General features: G+C 43.4%; 20 protein-coding genes and 1 pseudogene. 20 read left to right on the forward strand and 1 reads right to left on the reverse strand.

Features of this window, described 5'->3' with window-relative positions; translation table 11 throughout:
• Positions 1-4: 4 nt before the first annotated feature.
• The 17 genes and pseudogenes from ACQ4MX_RS26025 (at position 5) to ACQ4MX_RS26105 (ending at position 16,613) form a co-directional block, all read left to right on the forward strand.
• Positions 5-238: a DUF2273 domain-containing protein gene (locus ACQ4MX_RS26025; protein WP_431088130.1), complete on the forward strand. Its 234-nt coding sequence runs from the start codon at positions 5-7 to the stop codon at positions 236-238.
• Positions 239-373: 135 nt separating this feature from the next.
• Positions 374-823, forward strand: coding sequence for a transcription antitermination factor NusB (gene nusB / locus ACQ4MX_RS26030; RefSeq protein WP_025683328.1), 450 nt, complete (start codon positions 374-376; stop codon positions 821-823).
• Positions 824-861: 38 nt separating this feature from the next.
• Entirely contained in the window at positions 862-1,719 is an 858-nt protein-coding gene (gene folD, locus ACQ4MX_RS26035) for a bifunctional methylenetetrahydrofolate dehydrogenase/methenyltetrahydrofolate cyclohydrolase FolD (RefSeq protein WP_431088131.1), read from the forward strand.
• 12 nt (positions 1,720-1,731) lie between these two features.
• The gene (xseA, locus tag ACQ4MX_RS26040; protein WP_431088133.1) at positions 1,732-3,096 is read left to right on the forward strand and encodes an exodeoxyribonuclease VII large subunit; all 1,365 of its coding nucleotides are present in this window, start codon (positions 1,732-1,734) and stop codon (positions 3,094-3,096) included.
• Positions 3,086-3,346 (forward strand): exodeoxyribonuclease VII small subunit, encoded by a 261-nt coding sequence (gene xseB / locus ACQ4MX_RS26045; protein ID WP_007430920.1) that lies wholly within the window; start codon positions 3,086-3,088, stop codon positions 3,344-3,346. Before xseA ends, xseB begins: the two co-directional genes overlap by 11 nt.
• A complete protein-coding gene (locus tag ACQ4MX_RS26050) occupies positions 3,318-4,241 on the forward strand; it encodes a polyprenyl synthetase family protein (RefSeq protein ID WP_431088136.1) in 924 nt (307 codons plus the stop codon). The genes xseB and ACQ4MX_RS26050 overlap by 29 nt, the downstream gene beginning before the upstream one ends.
• 107 nt (positions 4,242-4,348) lie before the next feature.
• Positions 4,349-6,247 carry a 1-deoxy-D-xylulose-5-phosphate synthase gene (gene dxs / locus ACQ4MX_RS26055; RefSeq protein ID WP_431088137.1) on the forward strand — a complete coding sequence of 633 codons (1,899 nt, stop codon included), beginning with the start codon at positions 4,349-4,351 and terminating at the stop codon, positions 6,245-6,247.
• 77 nt (positions 6,248-6,324) lie between these two features.
• Positions 6,325-7,176, forward strand: coding sequence for a TlyA family RNA methyltransferase (locus tag ACQ4MX_RS26060; RefSeq protein WP_431088138.1), 852 nt, complete (start codon positions 6,325-6,327; stop codon positions 7,174-7,176).
• 154 nt (positions 7,177-7,330) lie between these two features.
• Positions 7,331-7,807, forward strand: coding sequence for a hypothetical protein (locus ACQ4MX_RS26065; protein ID WP_431088140.1), 477 nt, complete (start codon positions 7,331-7,333; stop codon positions 7,805-7,807).
• A 16-nt stretch (positions 7,808-7,823) separates the two neighbouring features.
• The gene (gene ahrC, locus ACQ4MX_RS26070; RefSeq protein WP_014282217.1) at positions 7,824-8,273 is read left to right on the forward strand and encodes a transcriptional regulator AhrC/ArgR; all 450 of its coding nucleotides are present in this window, start codon (positions 7,824-7,826) and stop codon (positions 8,271-8,273) included.
• A 59-nt stretch (positions 8,274-8,332) separates the two neighbouring features.
• Positions 8,333-10,051: a DNA repair protein RecN gene (gene recN / locus ACQ4MX_RS26075; RefSeq protein ID WP_431088142.1), complete on the forward strand. Its 1,719-nt coding sequence runs from the start codon at positions 8,333-8,335 to the stop codon at positions 10,049-10,051.
• Positions 10,052-10,174: 123 nt separating this feature from the next.
• On the forward strand, positions 10,175-11,335 hold the full coding sequence (gene spoIVB / locus ACQ4MX_RS26080; protein ID WP_431088144.1) for a SpoIVB peptidase: 1,161 nt from the start codon (positions 10,175-10,177) through the stop codon (positions 11,333-11,335).
• 216 nt (positions 11,336-11,551) lie between these two features.
• Positions 11,552-12,355 (forward strand): sporulation transcription factor Spo0A, encoded by an 804-nt coding sequence (gene spo0A / locus ACQ4MX_RS26085; protein ID WP_431088145.1) that lies wholly within the window; start codon positions 11,552-11,554, stop codon positions 12,353-12,355.
• A 161-nt stretch (positions 12,356-12,516) separates the two neighbouring features.
• Entirely contained in the window at positions 12,517-13,494 is a 978-nt protein-coding gene (locus tag ACQ4MX_RS26090) for a tyrosine-type recombinase/integrase (protein WP_431088146.1), read from the forward strand.
• 137 nt (positions 13,495-13,631) lie between these two features.
• A pseudogene (locus ACQ4MX_RS26095) lies at positions 13,632-13,831 on the forward strand (magnesium chelatase domain-containing protein); the annotation flags it as partial.
• Positions 13,832-14,521: 690 nt separating this feature from the next.
• A complete protein-coding gene (locus ACQ4MX_RS26100; RefSeq protein WP_431088148.1) occupies positions 14,522-15,583 on the forward strand; it encodes a PIN domain-containing protein in 1,062 nt (353 codons plus the stop codon).
• A 475-nt stretch (positions 15,584-16,058) separates the two neighbouring features.
• Positions 16,059-16,613 (forward strand): class I SAM-dependent methyltransferase, encoded by a 555-nt coding sequence (locus tag ACQ4MX_RS26105; RefSeq protein WP_431088149.1) that lies wholly within the window; start codon positions 16,059-16,061, stop codon positions 16,611-16,613.
• A gap of 258 nt (positions 16,614-16,871) precedes the next feature.
• Here ACQ4MX_RS26105 and ACQ4MX_RS26110 read toward each other — a convergent pair whose 3' ends face one another.
• A complete protein-coding gene (locus ACQ4MX_RS26110) occupies positions 16,872-17,303 on the reverse strand; it encodes a helix-turn-helix domain-containing protein (RefSeq protein WP_431088151.1) in 432 nt (143 codons plus the stop codon).
• 209 nt (positions 17,304-17,512) lie between these two features.
• On the opposite strand from ACQ4MX_RS26110, the gene ACQ4MX_RS26115 reads away from it, so the two are divergent.
• The 3 genes from ACQ4MX_RS26115 to ACQ4MX_RS26125 all read left to right on the forward strand — a co-directional run bounded on the left by ACQ4MX_RS26115 (position 17,513) and on the right by ACQ4MX_RS26125 (position 19,498).
• Complete coding sequence (locus ACQ4MX_RS26115; protein ID WP_431088153.1) at positions 17,513-18,160, forward strand: hypothetical protein; 648 nt, start codon at positions 17,513-17,515, stop codon at positions 18,158-18,160.
• Positions 18,161-18,202: 42 nt separating this feature from the next.
• On the forward strand, positions 18,203-18,649 hold the full coding sequence (locus ACQ4MX_RS26120; protein WP_431088154.1) for a hypothetical protein: 447 nt from the start codon (positions 18,203-18,205) through the stop codon (positions 18,647-18,649).
• Positions 18,650-19,273: 624 nt separating this feature from the next.
• Positions 19,274-19,498, forward strand: coding sequence for a hypothetical protein (locus ACQ4MX_RS26125; protein ID WP_431088156.1), 225 nt, complete (start codon positions 19,274-19,276; stop codon positions 19,496-19,498).
• The last annotated feature ends 61 nt before the right edge of the window (positions 19,499-19,559 follow it).

A 19,559-nucleotide genomic window follows, 5' to 3' on the forward strand; every position in this document is an offset into this window, starting at 1 on the left:
CCAGATGCCCTGGAAAGAAATATGGGGAAGTTACAAGGGCCGGATCACGGGGATTACGGCCGGTATTTTTTTCGGGTTTATTTATTTGTGGGCAGGCTTTTGGAATATGTTGTTCTTTGCATTGATGGTGTTCATCGGATATACGCTAGGAAGACGTAGTGACTCAGCGCTAGGTTCCCTCCTCCCTTGGAAGGATTGGAGCGACTGGCTGTCGCAACGTTGGCGTCCTTTTAAATGAACCCTGTGATACGCTTTCTCCAAAATAGAGCTGTAGCTTCTTTGCGCCCAACGTTTTGGAGGATGCGTTCACAGGTTTTTTTGTGGAATTGGTTAAAATGAAAAAATAGATACAGGCAAGCGTAGGAGGCAGGGCATGAAAAGACGTCTGGCGAGGGAAATAGCGGTACAAAGCATGTACCATATGGAAATGAATGAAGTGGATGCAGCAGCGGCAGTAGATATGTTGCTCCAAGAAGCGGCAGAGGATAACGAAGCCGAAGTAGTCATCAAAAATGCAGCAGTGTTAAGGGCTTACGTATTGGAGCATGTGCGGGGTACCTGGGAACACAAGGAAGCGATTGACAAACTTTTGGTGGATTATCTTAAAGGCTGGCAGATCAGCAGACTTTCACGCGTGGATCGCCAAATTTTGAGACTGGCGGCATATGAAATGATTTTCCGTGAGGATGTGCCGGCTAAAGTTGCAGTCAATGAAGCGATTGAATTGTCCAAGCATTTTGGCACTGAGGAGTCGGGTAAATTTGTCAACGGTGTTCTGGGACGGATTATACAAGAGCTGGAGCAGCTGAAAGCACGGTTTTAAGTTGAGATAATTTTACTCAGGTTGGGGAGTGGTTGAACATGTCAGCACCGATCATTGATGGCAAACAAATCTCTAAGGATATTCGCGCAAGCATTCAGCAGGAGGTCGTCCGTCTGAAGGAGCACAACTTTCAGCCTGGACTGGCTGTCGTACTGGTAGGTGAAGATCCTGCTTCTCAGGTGTATGTTAGAAACAAGGAAAAGGCATGTCATGATCTCGGTTATTATTCCGAGGTACATCGGTTGGCAGCGGATACTTCGCAGGAAGCGTTGCTGGAGCTGGTGGACAAGCTGAATCACCAAAGTAATATTCACGGGATTCTGGTACAGCTTCCGTTGCCCAAACACATTCATGAAAAAGCAGTCATTGATGCTATTTCAGTTGAGAAGGATGTGGATGGATTCCATCCGGTAAACGTGGGGAATCTGGTTATAGGTGATGATAGCCTTCTGCCTTGTACTCCTGCTGGGGTCATTGAGCTGATTAAGCGTGCCGGGGTAGAAATTGCAGGCAAGCATGCGGTGGTCATTGGTCGTAGTAATATCGTGGGCAAGCCGGTATCGCTGTTATTGCAGCGCGAAAATGCTACGGTGACCATGTGTCACTCTCGTACAGCGAATATAGCCGAGCTGAGTCGGCAAGCGGATATTTTAGTTGTTGCCATCGGCAAAGCCAACTTTATTGATGCTTCGTTCGTGAAACCCGGAGCGGTGGTTATTGATGTAGGCATGAATCGTCTGGAGAGCGGAAAACTGGCGGGTGACGTTGATTTTGAGAACGTGAAGCAAGTTTCCGGTCCGATTACGCCTGTTCCCGGCGGTGTAGGTCCGATGACGATTACTATGCTCATGCAAAATACGCTCGTAGCGGCCAAGCGGTCGCACGGTTTGGCATAAGGGCGGTTGCCTGTGGCTGAACAGCGTATTTACTCTATTAAGGACCTGAATCGCTATATCCGGATGAAACTGGAATCGGATCAGGTACTGTCCGACGTATGGATACGCGGGGAAATTTCTAACTTTACGCATCATTCGAGTGGTCACATGTACTTTACGCTCAAGGATGAGGGCAGCCGTATCCGTTCGATTATGTTTGCGACCCATAATCAACGGCTTCCCTTCGTACCGAAGGAAGGTACGCGTGTTATTGCCCGGGGAAACGTATCCGTGTACGAACGGGATGGACAATATCAATTTTATGCGACCCAGATGCAGCCTGATGGTGTCGGGAGTCTCTACCTTGCATATGAACAACTCAAACAAAAGCTGGATATTGAGGGGTTATTTGACAGCGACCGCAAGCGCATTCTGCCTGCACATCCGGCGACAATCGGTGTCATTACTTCGCCAACCGGAGCTGCCGTGCGTGATATTATCACGACACTTCAACGCAGATATCCGCAAGCCGGAATTGTGCTCTATCCTGTGCTTGTGCAGGGGAAAGGTGCTGCGCCCTCTATCGTTAAGGCGATTGAAGCCATGAACCGTATGCAGGAGGTTCAGGTGATGATCGTCGGGCGGGGAGGTGGCTCGCTGGAGGAGTTATGGGCGTTTAATGAAGAAGCGGTTGCGCGTGCCATCTATGCATCGGCGATTCCGGTTATTTCGGCCGTCGGGCATGAAACGGATTTTACGATTGCCGATTTTGTGGCCGATTTGCGTGCGGCTACGCCGACCGCTGCCGCCGAGCTGGCTGTGCCTCATCAGCAAGAGTTGCGGGATCAGCTACTCCAGCGGGAACAGCGATTACGCAACGCGCTCCGTCAGCGGCTGGAAACCAGTCGTGAACGTTTGACCCGGCTCCGGCGTTCACCTGTGCTGCTGCATCCGCGCCGCTATATGCTACAGCATGCGGAGCGGATGGATATGTTGCATCAGCGGCTCATTCGGGCAGCAAGCAACCGTTCACGTTTGAACGCGGAGAAGAACGCGCGTATGCGTCAGGTGCTGGAGCGGTTTAACCCGCGCGAACAAATCCGGTCGGCCCGCAAGCAGACAGATGCGGCACAGCGTCAGTTGGAGTCTGCAATGCGTGCTATTACCAAGACGGGACGGCAGCAACTGCACGCGGGTATTCGTCAGTTGGATGCGCTTAGCCCGCTCAAGGTCATGTCGCGAGGCTACAGCCTTGTGTATGATGAGCAGGAGAAACGGCTAATCAAGTCGCTAAAAGACGTACAGCCGGGGGATTCCATCAAGATTAAAGTGAGTGACGGGCAGTTGGACTGCCAAGTATGGGGAATGAAGGAGGACGCGAAGCACGGTGGCGAATGAAACGGAATTGAATTTTGAAGCGGCTATGGCTGCTCTTGAAGAAATTGTCGGACAACTGGAGCATGGAGACGTTCCTCTGGAGCAAGCCATTGATTTGTTCCAGCGTGGTATGAAGCTGTCTCAGCTTTGCAGTCAGAAGCTGGAGCAAGTTGAACGTAAAATTGAAATGATTGTGGAAGAGGACGGAGATTTGCGCAAGAAGCCTTTCGGCGGCGGATTGGATGAAAACGGTGGTGAAGGCGTTGAATAAACCGTCGTTTAAGGAATATTTGACCGGGACCGTGGATGAGGTTTCGTCTGAATTGACCAAGCAATTCCCAGCTCATTGGAGCATTCCCGCCGTTCTTCGTGAATCCATGAATTATTCACTCACCGCAGGTGGAAAACGCCTGCGGCCTCTACTTGTGATCGCAGCTGCCGAAGCATTCGGCGGAAGCCGGGAGGCAGCCTTACCAATAGCATGTGCGGTAGAAATGGTACATACGTACTCCCTGATTCACGACGACTTACCAGCCATGGATGATGATGATTATCGCCGGGGCAAACTGACGAATCATAAGGTATACGGTGAGGCGGTTGCTGTACTTGCAGGGGATGCATTGCTGACCCACGCTTTTTACAGTGTCGTACAGGCGGGTCGTCGTCACGGAATTTCATCCGATGCGCTGCTGTCCATCGTGGAGGAATTATCCGAAATGAGCGGAGCGCGGGGCATGGTGGGCGGTCAGGTCGCGGATATGTCCGGCCAACAAGGAATGACGGGAATTGAGGAACTGGAGTATATACATCTCCACAAAACCGCTGATTTGATTATTTTCTCATTGCTGGCTGGTGGACGAATCGGGGGAGCGGATAAGGGTCAATTAGAGGCGCTTCGCCGTTTTGGACGCGATCTGGGACTGGCATTTCAAATTCAGGATGATATCCTGGATTTGGTGGGCGATGAGAGCAAGCTGGGTAAAAAAACGCAAAGCGATGTTGAACAGGAGAAGGTTACGTATCCGTATTTTATCGGTATGGAGGCTTCTTTGCAGCAGGTGAAGGAACTCACAGCTTCGGCTAAAAATGCGCTAATTGAAGGCGGTATACCTGATTCTTCGCGTTTGCTGGAGATTGCCGATTACCTGATGAAGCGAGATCATTAGCACGGATAGGTCTGTTTTGACTTGTCTGTGTTTAAGCATGACGAAAAAGTGTGATATAATATTTGTTAACTTTACACACAAACTTGAAGGAAAGCGGGGAGATATGCGTGCTGCTTCCACACATAAAGCAACCAGGCGATCTGAAATCACTGTCGGTTGAGGAGTTGGATTCTCTAGCCGAGGAAATCAGGAGCTTTTTGATTGAGAAGCTGTCCGTGACTGGGGGGCACCTGGCATCGAATCTGGGAGTGGTTGAGCTCACAATCGCCCTGCATTACTGCTATAACAGTCCGAAGGACAAAATGATTTATGACGTTGGGCATCAGGCCTACGTGCACAAAATATTGACAGGGCGGATGGATCGTTTTGATACCCTCCGCCAGCGTGATGGACTTTGCGGTTTTGTAAAAAGAAGCGAGAGCGAGCATGATGTTTGGGAAGCTGGACATAGTAGCACTTCTCTATCGGCCGCGATGGGGATGGCATTGGCTCGTGATTTGAAGGGCGAGGACAATAAAGTCATTGCTATGATCGGAGATGGAGCGCTGACTGGAGGCATGGCCTTCGAAGCGCTAAACCATATCGGACATGAACGTAAAAATTTGATGGTCATTCTGAATGACAATGAAATGTCCATAGCGCCGAACGTAGGGGCAATGCATAATTATTTGAGCAAAATCCGCTCGGACCGTCATTATTTACGGGCGAAGGATGAGCTGGAAGTTTTGCTGAAAAAGATTCCTGCTATCGGTGGTAAACTTGCCAAATCGGCTGGCCGTGTCAAGGACAGTCTTAAATATATGATGGTTCCGGGCGTGTTATTTGAGGAACTGGGGCTGACGTATCTTGGTCCGGTAGACGGACATGATCTGCCCAAGTTGATTGAAACCTTCCAGCAGGCGGATAACGTCACTGGCCCCGTGTTGGTGCATGTTGTAACTACCAAGGGTAAAGGTTATAAGCCTGCGGAGGTAGATTCACATAAATGGCACGGAATCAGCCCATACAAAATTGAATCCGGTCAGGTACTCAAAGCCGTGGGCAATCCGATGTATACGGAAATTTTCGGGCAAACGCTGATTGAGCTGGCTGAGCAGGATGAGCGTATCATTGCGGTTACACCTGCTATGCCTGGTGGATCAGGGCTGGTGCCGTTCAGTAAGGAATTTCCTGCACGTATGATTGACGTCGGCATTGCCGAGCAGCACGCAGCTACCATGTGTGCCGCTTTGGCAATGGAAGGGATGAAGCCGGTATTTGCGGTATACTCCACTTTTATGCAGCGTGCTTATGACCAAATTGTACATGACATCTGCCGTCACAATGCGAACGTGATGTTTGCGATAGACCGTGCCGGTTTTGTCGGGGCGGATGGGGAAACCCACCATGGCGTGTTTGATGTAGCGTTCTTGCGTCATATCCCGAATCTCGTGCTTATGATGCCCAAGGATGAAAACGAGCTGCGACATATGATGAAGACAGCGCTCAATTATGACGATGGCCCGATTGCCTACCGCTATCCGCGTGTAAATGTGGTTGGTGTGCCGATGGACAAAGAATTGGAAGCTATACCTATTGGCAGTTGGGAGCCTTTACGCAAGGGTGAGGGCTTCGCTGTAATCGCTTCGGGGCCAATGCTCCAGGTGGCAACAGAGGCTGCGGACGCGATGAAACGAGAAGGTTTGCAGGTGGGAGTTGTGAATGCCCGTTTCCTCAAGCCGTTGGATGAAGATATGCTGCGTGAGCTGGCTCGTCAGCATACAAAGCTGATCGTATTGGAAGAAGCTTCCGAAGCGGGAAGCTTGGGTAGCGCCGTGCTGGAATTTTACGCCAAAGAAGAAATACAGGATGCACAGGTGCGCTTGATGGGGATTCCCGATATGTTCGTGGAACATGGTTCGATCAAGGAGCAACGCGCCGAAGTGGGTCTTACCGTTGAAGCCGTTTGCCTGAAGCTTCGCAAATGGGCTTCCGAGCCAGCGTATGGCATGGGACAATCGGTATAGGGGAATTGAAGCGAAAACGATGTTATTTATGAAAAAGTATGACGAAAGCAGCGTAGCTGCCTTAAAGGGAGATTAACATGTCTGTTCCGAAGGAACGCATTGATGTATTACTTGTAGAACAAGGCTTTTTTGAAAGCCGCGAAAAAGCCAAAGCTGCCATTATGGCAGGTCTGGTACTGGCCGACAGTGAAAGGATCGAAAAGGCGGGTATGAAGGTGCCTCGCGATAGCGAGCTTAAAGTAAAGGGTGCAGTGCATCCGTATGTAGGCCGTGGAGGTTTGAAGCTGGAAAAGGCTATCCGTCAATTCGAGCTGGACATGAAGGGCAGGACGATGCTGGATATCGGCTCATCCACCGGAGGTTTTACAGATTGTGCCCTCCAGCATGGAGCGGAGTATGTATATGCCATTGACGTAGGATATAATCAACTGGACTGGTCGCTTCGTAATGACGAACGGGTATGCGTAATGGAGAAAACGAATTTCAGGTATATGACACCTGCGGATTTGAACGGTCCTGTACCGAATTTCGCAAGTATTGATGTTTCTTTTATTTCGCTGCGTATTATTTTGCCGCCATTGCTTGTGTTGCTGCATCAGCCTGCTGACATTGTGGCTCTGATTAAGCCGCAATTTGAAGCCGGACGTGAAAAGGTGGGGAAATCCGGCGTCGTCCGCGATTCCGCAACGCATAAAGAAGTGTTGCAAACCATCCTGACGTTCTCGCATGAGCTAGGACTTTCGCTGCAAGGATTGGCTTATTCCCCTATTACGGGTGGGGAAGGCAATATAGAATTTTTGGCGCATTGGCGTTTGGATAAGTCGGCTAGTGTAGACCCGCAAAACGAAAATGTTGATTTCCGTCCGTTAATTGACCTTACTGTTCAGGAAGCAGGTCAGACCTTCAATAATGGTCCGTCGCGTAAGTAACATTCAGGGGTTCTCAAGAGTTCTGTGAACTTAAGGGAACCTCTTTTTGGTGTGAGGGATTGATTAACGAACTCACGTTCGCCTATAATGAGATATACAGGAGAAAAGGGATTTTACCTTCTGTCCTAGAATATGTCCATGAGGTGATCGATTCATGGATACGCGATATGATACGGTTATCATTGTTGTGATCGGCATAATATTAGCGGTATGGGCATTTTACGGTCTGCGTACCTGGTTAAAGGAGCCGGGACCGCTTGTGTTAAAGATTATACCGATTAACGAGGAAATGGACGAAGGGCCTGCTGTGGACTTGCTGGAAGACGCGGGTTATGAACTGGTGGGCGGAAAGATGAAAATACCACTTGCTTTTAAAGTGAATGGACATACCGTGTATAGCCGTTTGTTTATAGACTATGTGGCTGTGCAAAAAGGTTCGACATATATGGTCAAAACGTCACGTCGCAAGAGACCGATGGAGTGGAATGGTCCTGATTTGCGGGACAGGCTTATGCCTTATCTACTGCTTTATCCGGGCTGTGCGGGCGTATTGTACGTTGATACGGACGATCGGAGTATCCGCCTTATTACATTGGTGGAAGACATCGAAGAAGAGGAATATGAAGATTAATCCATAGGAGGATTTTATGAAGGGTCAACGACATATTAAAATCAGGGAAATTATTTCACAACGGGAAATTGAAACGCAGGACGATCTGGTGGAAGCTTTACGCAAGGCTGGTTTTCAGGTCACTCAAGCTACCGTATCTCGGGATATCAAGGAACTGCTGCTTATTAAGGTTCCGATGGATGATGGCAGATATAAGTATTCGATGCCCTCAGATCAGCGATATAACCCGGCGCAGAAGCTGAAACGTACATTGGTGGATAACTTTTTGCATATTGACTATACGACCAATCTGATCGTGATGAAGTGCTTGCCGGGGACGGCAAATTCGATTGCAGCATTACTGGACAACATTGAATGGCCTGAAATTATGGGCACCATTAGTGGCGATGACACCATTTTGATTATTTGCCGTTCGGAAGAGAACAGCGAGGCTATTGTGAATCGTCTTATGGGCTACATTTCCTGAACAACATTTCTCAGGTTTATTAGACGTTTGAATTCGTACATCATAGAGGTGAAAGAACGATGCTGGTCACTTTATCTATACGAAATTTGGCAGTCGTAGAGGCTGTCGATGTTCATTTTTATAAAGGGTTCCACGTATTGACTGGGGAAACAGGCGCGGGTAAATCGATCATTATTGATGCTCTCGGTCTGATTGCTGGAGGCAGAGGTTCCGCCGATCTGGTCCGTTATGGATGCGAAAAGGCAGAAATGGAGGCGCTGTTTGAGCTTCCTGTGAAGCATCCGGTCTGGGCAACGTTAGAAGAACAAGGAATCAAGGCGAATGCGGAAGAACATCTATTGATTCGGCGGGAATTGACCGTACAAGGAAAAAGTTCTTCGCGGATTAACGGTCAAATGGTTAATTTAACGATGCTGCGAGAGGTAGGAGAGCAGCTTGTCAATATTCACGGTCAGCATGAGCATCAAAGTTTGCTACGCGCAGACCGCCATCTGACGCTGCTGGATACGTTCGGTGATTCGGTCATCGGTCCGGTCAAAACGCTCTACAAAGAGCGTTATAATGCTTTTGTCAAAGCGGAAAAAGAAGTGCGGGAGCTGCAAAGCTCCAGTCAAAAAGCCTACCAGCTATTGGACATGTATCGGTTTCAATTGGAGGAAATTGCTGCTGCCGAGCTTAAATTGGGAGAGGATGAATTATTGGCAGAAGAACGGGTCAAGCTATCCCATAGTGAGAAAATGATGGATGGGATATCAGGAGCCTATGAGCTGCTAAGCGGCAGAGGCGGACTGGACATGATTAATAACGTGTTGTCCAGCTTGAATGATGTCCAAGGTTACGACAGCAAAAGCCTCCAGCCCATTGCGGAGCAGATTCAATCTGCTTTTTACCAGTTAGAGGATGCTGCGTTCCAATTACGCTCATACCGTGAGGATATTGAATTTAATCCAGGCAAGCTGTATGAAGTGGAGCAACGGCTAAACCAAATTACCGGATTACAGCGAAAATATGGTGATAGTATTGAGCAGATTTTGGAATACTATAGCCGTATTGAGCAGGAAACCGATATGCTGGAGAATAAGGATGAACGGCTGGAGCAGTTAATTGCCAAGCGGGATGAATTGCTTTCGGATTTGCTCCAGATTGCAGAAGAGCTTACAGAAGCGCGTGAAATTTGTGCAGAAGAGCTGGCTGAGCAGGTAGAGCAGGAGCTAAAGGATCTGCAAATGGAAAGAACGTCACTCAAGGTGCGTATTGATCCGATTGAAGATCCGCGCGGATACGAATATAAAGGTCGGCGGGTACGGCCAACCAAGCAGGGCATTGATAATGCGGAATTTCTGATTTCACCGAATCCGGGGGAGCCGCTTCGTCCACTGGGCAAGATTGCCTCTGGTGGTGAGCTGTCCCGTATCATGTTGGCGATGAAAAGTATTTTTGCCCGTCATGATCAAATTCCGGTACTCATTTTTGACGAGGTGGATACTGGAGTCAGTGGCCGTGCGGCTCAATCCATTGCGGAAAAACTGTATCGTTTGTCTTCCGTCTGTCAGGTTTTCTCCATTACTCATTTGCCGCAGGTGGCATGTATGGCGGATCATCAGTATCTCATTGAAAAAAATGTTCATGACGAACGTACAATGACGCAAATTGAGGCGTTAAACGAGGACGGACGGGTGAAGGAATTGGCGCGTATGCTGGGCGGTGTGGAAATTACCGAAAAAACTTTGCATCACGCACAGGAAATGCTGAATCTGGCGGAAGGAAAGAAAGCCTGAAAAGAGCGGCTGGCGTAATGATTAACAGTTATAAAAGCCTGGGGGCAAGGTTACCTTATAGGTACGCAATTGGCGACCACCTTTACTCGTCAAGCGAAAGAAGCAAAGGGAGCGTGACAGCCATTGAATTTTTACTCCAGGATCAAATTGCTCGGTCTTTTGCTTGTTTTTCTTATTTGTTGTATCGGTAACGCCAAGCCTGTGCATGCAGCGCTGCCTCCACAAGCTTCTCTGGAATTATTCGGTTCCCATGCAGCGAAAACGACTCAAGATAGCGTGATTCCCGACTTGAAGGTGTATCCAGGGGGTCAGACGATTGGGGTCAAAGTAAAATCTTCAGGGGTGCTTGTTGTTGGTCATCATGTCATTCAGGAAAGTATGGACCGCAAGGTGTCACCTGGAGAGACAGCCGGGATTCGTCTCGGTGACCGGATCACCCATATGAATGGAAAACCGCTGGATAGCCTGACAAGGGTAGCGGAGGCTGTAGAGGAAGCAGGCAAGAACAAAAAGCCGCTCGACATCACGCTTTGCCGAGGGGAGCAGACGATTTCAACCAAGCTGACACCAGCTTATGATCGTGATGACAAAGCATGGCGGCTTGGGCTGTATATCAGGGACTCGGCAGCGGGTGTAGGCACCTTGACCTTTTATGCACCGGATCAGGGGGTATATGGGGCCTTGGGGCACGTAATCACCGACATGAATACCCAGACCCCGATTGTTGTGGGGAGCGGGGAAATAGTGCAATCCAATGTAACGTCAATTGCGAAAAGTCAAAGTGGTGAACCTGGGGAAAAACGCGCACATTTTCTCAAGGATCATCGGGTGTTAGGTAATATTGAACGAAACACGAACTTCGGGATTTTTGGGAAAATGTCAGATGAGCCGCAATATGGTTTGTATTCCAAGCCGATTCCTGTAGCACTTGCGAATGAAGTCAAGGAAGGACCCGCAGAAATTTTGACTGTACTGGAAGGTCAGCAGATTCAGCGGTTTCAGGCAGAGGTCGTACACATTTCTCAACAGGATAAACCGGCAACCAAAGGACTTGTTATCCGTATCGTAGATCCAAAGCTGCTGGACAAGACCGGGGGAATTGTACAAGGGATGAGCGGAAGCCCAATTATTCAAAACGGCAAGCTCATCGGGGCTGTAACGCATGTATTTGTTAACGATCCGAAATCAGGCTACGGTTGCTTTATTGAATGGATGCTGCGCGATGCAGGAATCATGCAGAATAACGTAAGCTTGAATTCATCCTCTAATCTTAAGGCGAGCTAGTGGCCTTAAGATTTTTTTGTCGAATGGCCAAGAAATAGCTCGTAATAGCAAGTTAAAGAATTAATTATAATGGAAACAATAAAATAAATAAATAAAAATAATTTTCGACAGAAGGAATTCATAATTCGATGTCGAAATCATATACTCCGACAAGAAATATTTATTTGCTGTAAACTGATATCCCAACTGAATAACACTCAATAAGGAGGAAGTACATTGCAAAAAATTGAGGTATTGTTGGCTGATGACAACCGGGAATTTACGAATCTGCTTGCCGAATATATTTCCGATCAGGAGGATATGGAAGTTACAGGAATCGCCTATAATGGTGAAGAAGTGCTCCAACACATCGCAGAATCCCGCAACGTACCTGATGTACTTATTTTAGATATTATTATGCCCCAGCTGGATGGTCTTGGCGTACTGGAGCGCTTGAGAGAAATGAACCTGTCTCCACAGCCGAAAATCATCATGCTGACTGCATTTGGTCAAGAAAATATTACGCAAAGGGCCGTACAGCTCGGGGCATCTTATTATATTTTGAAGCCGTTTGATATGGAAGTGCTTGCGAACCGCGTTCGCCAATTGGTGGGACCACAGTTAGTCAGCAGCAGTCCGGTGACCATTTCTTCCATGCGGTCTAATGTGGTGCCAATGGGTAAAACGAAAAATCTGGATGCCAGTATTACGGCCATTATCCATGAAATCGGTGTGCCAGCTCACATTAAGGGCTACCAATATTTACGCGAAGCCATTACCATGGTGTACAATAATATCGAAATTTTGGGTGCCATCACTAAAACATTGTATCCGGCAATCGCCGAAAAATTCAAAACGACGGCATCCCGCGTGGAACGCGCCATTCGTCATGCCATCGAGGTAGCATGGACACGTGGCAATATCGACAGTATCTCCCACTTATTTGGATATACGATTAATATTTCTAAATCCAAGCCAACGAATAGCGAATTCATAGCGATGGTGGCAGATAAGCTGCGGATTGAGAACAAGGTGTCCTGAACGTAGGCGTGGTAAGGCTTGAGCCTGAAGGTGAAACCAACCAATTCTTCATTTTGCTGTGAAGGTTTGGCAGTGAAAACCAATAATATATTTACGAGTATATGTATGAATCCATCAATTGATTGGTCAAGTAATTTGGCAAATCAGGAGGTGGATTTTTTATGTTTTCGGAGATTACATTCCAAATTGAGAATTTTATGCTGTATTGTACAAGCCGCAATCTTGCAAAAAGAACATTAGCCAGCTACGAGCAAACACTAAAATTATTTGCAGTGTATCTGGAACGAGAACATCAGACTACAGATTTTAAAGAGGTGGGAAGCGGACATATCCGAATGTATGTAAAGTATGTGCAAGATAGGGGGAAATACTCGGTTGTTTCGAGAGAGGAATCAAGAAACTCAAATCATCCTGAGTTAAGAGGTGATTATAATAAGCCTGTATCAGCAACGACAATAGCAAATTACGTTCGGAATATCAAAGTGTTTTTTAATTGGTTTCATACTATTGAGAGGGAGATACAAAAAAATCCAGTTGGACAAATAGCACTTCCAAAAGTTGAGAGAAAGCAAAAGCACACATTAAGTGAATCGGAGATTGTTTTAATTTTACGACAATTCGATACTACAAAGTTCCATGGTTATCGCAATTGGATGATCTTCCGTCTGCTACTCGATACTGGAATGCGAATTAATGAATGTGTAAATCTGGAACCGAAACACATTGACTTTAATAAACGAGCAATCCTTATAGTCAAACCCAAAAATAAGCAGCAAAGATTCGTTTACTTTTCATCAAAATTGAGTGTGGAGCTGAAAAGTTGGCTGAAACATCGTGATCGCTATAAAGAGTCGCAATGGTTATTTCCCACAACCAAGGGTACGCAGTTGGATGTACGAAACTATGAATATGCGCTAAGACAAGCTGGTAAGGCTATCGGGTTAAATGTACATCCTCATCAGTTAAGGAATAATTATGCGAAGTACTATATTTTGGCAGGTGGTGATTGGTTTACTTTGAGTCGTATCTTAGGTCATGCTTCTGTTGAGACTACGCAAAAAGCATACCTCGACTTCACCGATGATGAGGTGAGAGGAAAAGCTCAACTGCATAGTCCACTGAATACACTTAAAATTTAACAAGAGTGGGGAAGTAGGAAGTGAATTTTAACAATATCGCCGCCAAATACGAGGAACTTGTCTTAATAGAGGAACAACTACTCAAACAAGCAAAAGTATGTGAGGACATGATAGGACACTGCATACAGGATGCTGTAACCAGTGGACAGGTCGCTTTACCAGTGGGGGAAAGGACGTTGTTTATTGGCGAGCTGGCGTTGGATGGTAGCATTCGTCCTGTGAACGGGGTGCTGTCCATGGTGGATCTGCAAAACGGGAAGGGTTCCATTCGGTGCTGCTCCCTGAGGAAAATGCGGGGGAGGCACGTCAGATCAAAATTCTTATGATATACATTATCACGTAGTTGTGAGAGTTGTTTTACATACGTGATAATGTTGCATAATATCCTTCTTATGGGATACGTTATCACGTTTGTAAAACTGTTTCATAACAAATCTAATTAAAGGAGTTATACACACATGGACAAAATGATTGTACGCTACAGCATTCTTCGTAACAATGGGTTTGGAAAGTTTATTCTAGAGAAAAAACTGCAACTATGAATTATGAAATTAGCTTAAAAGATTACGAATATCAGCAGGAGAGAATAGTAAGTGAGATAATCTCAAAGGAGAACGTTAATCCAACACAGGTGAGAGTTACGGGGTTTTTGAGACTTCTCTATTCATAACGTGAATAACAACCTTAGAACGAACGTGAGAGCGTCTAAGGAGTATGTCATTGTAAAGTGTAAGGAACCAAAAAAATTTATACTCGAACGTGTGCTGATATATGGTATATTGTTCCTATTGTTAAAGGTTTATTTTAAATAAGAGGTGATAGCAGATGGGAATCGTCAAAATCAATGGAAAGTATGTTTCTTATAACACTTATGATAATGAGACTGTTACTTGCTGAAATTGCGATATATTATATATGATACGAACTGCTGATATTAACGAATACCAATACACATTGTAATTATTCTGGAAAAAAGATACTATGAATATGCTGCTTATATTAATTTAATAAATGTGAGGAAAGCCTTATGAATGAAATCGCAAGTAAACTTAAAACAAAAAATGTTTTCTTAGATACCAATCCATTTGTGGCAGACAACTTCTTTTTTGGTGGTGCAAGATTCAATCAACTGCAAAAGTTAGTTGAAAACGATATCATTAATCTTTACATCACACATATAACAAAGAGAGAAATAGAGAAAAAAATAGTAGACTTTTTCACAGAGGCCAAAACTTCGTTCAAGACTCTTATAAACAAGCATTCTATCTTAAAAAGTAATGATTATTTACGAGAAATAAATAATGATGGCTTATTAATTAAGACAGAAGTCGAACTGATAAAAAAATTCAAGGAGTACGTTAAATCTTGTAAATTTACTACTATTGAAATCAATAATGTAAATATTGAGAGGGTATTTAATAAGTACTTTGATGGTATGCCTCCATTTGGCACAGGGAAAAAGAAAAGTGAATTTCCAGATGCGTTTGTTGTGGCTGCATTAAATGACTGGTGTTTGTCGAACAATGAAGAAATGTATGTAATTAGTGCAGACACTGATTTTAAGAATTCATTAGAAGATTATCCAAATTTAATCCATTTAGAAAAAATTGATCATCTTTTAGATTTAACAATTGATGAGTTCACTCATGCCAGAGCTACGAATGCACTAGAAAACAGCAAAGAGTTTATTGGAGAAGAAATAAAGAAATTTTTTGCAGACGATTTGTATACTTTTTATATTGTTGACGCTACTGGAGAAGTTGATAGCGTAACTGTTAACGACCTTAATTTTATCGATCCATTTTATATTCAATCAACTGAAGGCAACGCAGCGACGATAACAACAACAGTTGAAATGAATGCAATATTGGACGTGTCATATATTGATGAATATTTATCCCTTTTCGATAAAGAGGAAGGAACTTATCTTTTTGAAGTTAGTGGAAGTACTCAAGTAGATTTCGATGAATCATTTGAAGTAAAATTTAACATAGAGTTTGATGAAAATGACTATCTAACCATATCACACATCATATTAAACAATGACAAAAGTTTTGAGATTGCTTTATTTTCAGAATACTATGATTGATAATTTTTCATGTATATCGTCCTTTACTATGAGGAGGGTAATTGTGTTAAGGTGAACACTTATACAGGCGACGAGGTAACTGAAAAAATGATGAGAGTAATTAAATACCTTGGACAAGATATCTCCAAGATTGATATATATGTCAGAGATACAAGTTCAAATGAAAACAGTCTTTATCAGTCGCTTGAGCAGTCAGATTTTATACAGTTTATAGATTCACAGTAAAACACCAATTTTACCATCCAGTTGCCCCCATATTGACGGTGACTGGATTTTTTTGTATCCAAATACGACGACATCGACGCATTTGAGCAGTTGGGTATGACATCGTTCCCTTTGCTACAAGTCGTCAAAATTACGAGGTCTGAAATCGAGTACATTACGTTAATTGTAAAAAGTTACTGTTTACAATAAGATAAATATTTAATATAGTTATCAAAGAGTTATTATATCTTTTATTAAAGGAGTAATCGATATGAATCCAAAATTACAAAAGAAAATTAGCAACTTAGAAAATAATGAGAGATTTCCAGCAGATGAATTATTTGAGTTCTTACCTGTCAAGAAAAACGACAATGTATTGGATCTTGGAGCGGGTGCCGGTTACATTTCACTTTCTATTGCTGAACGAGTTAAAACCGTATATGCATTCGATTATGACAAAGATATCCTTAAATACCTTGAAACACTAGCAAAGGAAAGAGACATTGCAAACATTAAATCTGTTGTAGGAAACTTTAAAGATATTCCGTTAGATAACCAGTTTATTGATATAGCTATTGCCTCAATTGCTTTACACGAAGTTCAACCACTTACAACAGCTTTAAAAGAGATCAACAGAATTTTGAAAGACAGAGGCTTGTTCTTATGCATAGAATTAGAAAAGACGGAGACTTCTACTGGTCCAAGAGTTTCTTCTAAAGATATGGAAGTTGAAATCCTTGAGGCTGGCTTTTCCATTGTTGATAAAATCTACCCATCAACCAAAATTGCTAACCAGTCTGTCTATATTATCCTCGCTCAGAAATAAATAATAATAACAATAAAGGTGATTTTATCTTATCGTAAAATGGCATTCTCTATTATGCTAACGGGAAACGTTAGTTTAATAAAACAGCAGTAGTTTAGGACTTTATTCTCTTCGGACACTTGATTTATTCATCTTAAAATTGCGTTCAATCAGGGTACACAAATAAGCCTAGATGACTAAACATGTCTAGGCTCTTTGCTATGTGTATAAACGATGTGATTTCAAACCTTATCGTTGCATCTACGTGAATATTCAATTTTAGTCAGTTGCAGTATCTTCAAGTTTTGATTCAACAATGCTCAATCTATCCTCATTTTTTTGTACTCGTTCTCCCAAGTCATTAATCTTTTTTGTAAGCAAAATCACTTGTTGAGGAGTCGCTACTTCATATGATAAATGCAATTGTTCCTGACTGGTGTTTTTAATTTCTTCTCCTGTGTATTCTTCTCCTCTTGCCAGCCAATCAATTGACACCCTTAAACAATCGCTTATCGCCATGACAACATCTATAGAGGGGCGTTGTTTATTGTTTTCTATGTATGAAATCGAAGTTCCAGTGTAGTTTTTATAACTAATCACCTGTCCGTCTTCATCATATAGAGGTATTCTAATTTTTTCAGCTAGTTCGTTTATTTTCATACCGCGCTTAAGTCTCATTTCCTTAATTCTTTCTCCCAATGAATCGTGCATACTTTTTATCCTCGCTTTGTATGAAGTAGGTAACTTAAATTCCACAAATATATTATCAGTATATAGCTTTTTTGATAATAAGTATACTTTATGTTTTAACTAAAACTAATCTATTTAAAGTATATCTTGACATGTTGATAGGTATAGTTTATATTTTTCGTAAGAAATACTTTAATTAATGAATTATACTTTAAAGGAGCGAAAACGAAATGACCAAAAAAGCTAACAAGCAAGCTATCATCGACATTATACGAATGAAGCCAGTTTGGGAATCAGAAGAAGACACTGAAAAAGAGTTACACTATTACCACGTAACCGATGCTCTAAATCGCAAATGGCAAACGATTGGCCTCAACGTGTCAGACGCTATCCAAGTGTTTGAGCATGGCAATGACGACAATTGGACTCGTATTATCGAACCAGCCCCGTACAATCCTGACCTGTCCACCAATGACCTAATCAATATGCTCAATATAAGCCCTGAAGCTTGGCGTATCCGAAATGACATGCAAATCATATTGAACACAGTTGAACGCCGTAATGAGTATGTAAATCGTATTGTCAATGTTAATCGTGAAAGTAGATTTCTTCTGCTTCACCAAATGAAGGATGAATATTTACAGCATAGCCAACTTACAGATGATCAGTTTATGCAATTGTACGCTGTAAATCCTGTTGAAGCTCTGTCCATGTATTTCTTACAGCCTATTGATATCATCACGTATTGGGAATGGACTAACGCTAACGGTACTGCTGAGAAGGCTATAGAGTACAAACGTGAGGAACCTTTATTACCATTTATTCAGGCTATCGAACGTGCTGAGGATGAAGCGAGAGGGATTGTTTCAGGCTTCTAATGTGTCACGTGACACAACTATTTTCCAAAAGGAGATACATATATGACAATCGCACTGAGCAACCAAGAGGTAGTCAATTTGACCGCTACGGAAATTCCGTATCACTCTGACCTAACAATTGAAAAGCTTTGCTACTTCCTCGAAATCTCACCTAAAGCTGAAATTCTAATTACATCAATGAAGTTCATGTTAACCAGTGTCGAACGGTTAAACGAGTTTCTGAATCGCTCCACTTTTGCTAGGCATCCTTTGTCCCTGCTCACTAAAATGCGTAAAGAGTATATTGACGCTTACGGTTACACTGAGAAATCTGACTTTGTTTATGATTATTATCGCAATAAGAAACTAGCGTTCGAGAAACTATTTCAGGAGGAAGCATCCAACTGGAAAATGGAAAAATATCGAACAGATGATCCAGAACGTATTTATGATTGCTATGTCAAGCAAGGAAAATATTCGCATATGACTGAAGTTGCTTTATTTGCCTAACACTAATACAACAGGACAGGTTACACAACGTCATACGCAATTACCTGTCTTGTTGTATCGCATAACAACATGATAATAACATCAGATGAGCTTCTGTAACCTTTTCAGGGCTTTTTGTACCTATGAACGATACTCAAAATCAAAATGTAAAAGAGTCATTTTATCATCATAATCAATAATGTTACGTTGACAATACATTCTATCAAATCAACCAAGGAGCGATAACCATGTATAGATGCGGACGACTTATTAAAGGGAAGCTTTTTCTACAGACTTGGGATGGTCAATTAATTAGTCTCAAAACATTAGCTCAGGCTAATAGGAAGGCTATGTAACATGAATTTAGAGGATATGTAGACAATTGGTGAAAGAGGCAGCAGGGGAAGGTTAGAGTAGGAAGCATCTGAGTTTGATTAGGCGTATGAAAAAGAAGCTGAAACAAGAAAAAATGTGTATATAGGAGTCAGGGAGCGTCAAATTTAGCCCCCCTTGATATGTAACTAAGCGCCTAGTAATAGGCGTTTTTTTATTGCCAATATTATAGGTCGTTGCTGATAAAAAGATGATGATGTATAATTAAACATAAATAGATATTTTTACAATACTATAAAAGGAGCTGAATTAATGAATAGGAGAGCGGCTGGAGTTTCATTTTGTTTTATAGCAACTATACTCTATGTATCTAGGTATTTTATTGTAACAAGTGGTGTAGTAACCTATGCAGATGTACCTCTTAAAAGGGCATTGGTTCGATTGGGGGATTATGATATTTTACTTATATTAAGTATAGTATCTTTAATAATTGGAGTTATATACATTATTAAAGGTGAAATTGATAAGGAAAAATAACCGCTATAATTATTATGAGCTATATAAGGAAACAATAAGAAAAGGAGGCATCCCTCTGTGG

The sequence above is a fragment of the Paenibacillus sp. 8b26 genome, assembly GCF_050626875.1.
GTDB lineage: Bacteria > Bacillota > Bacilli > Paenibacillales > Paenibacillaceae > Paenibacillus.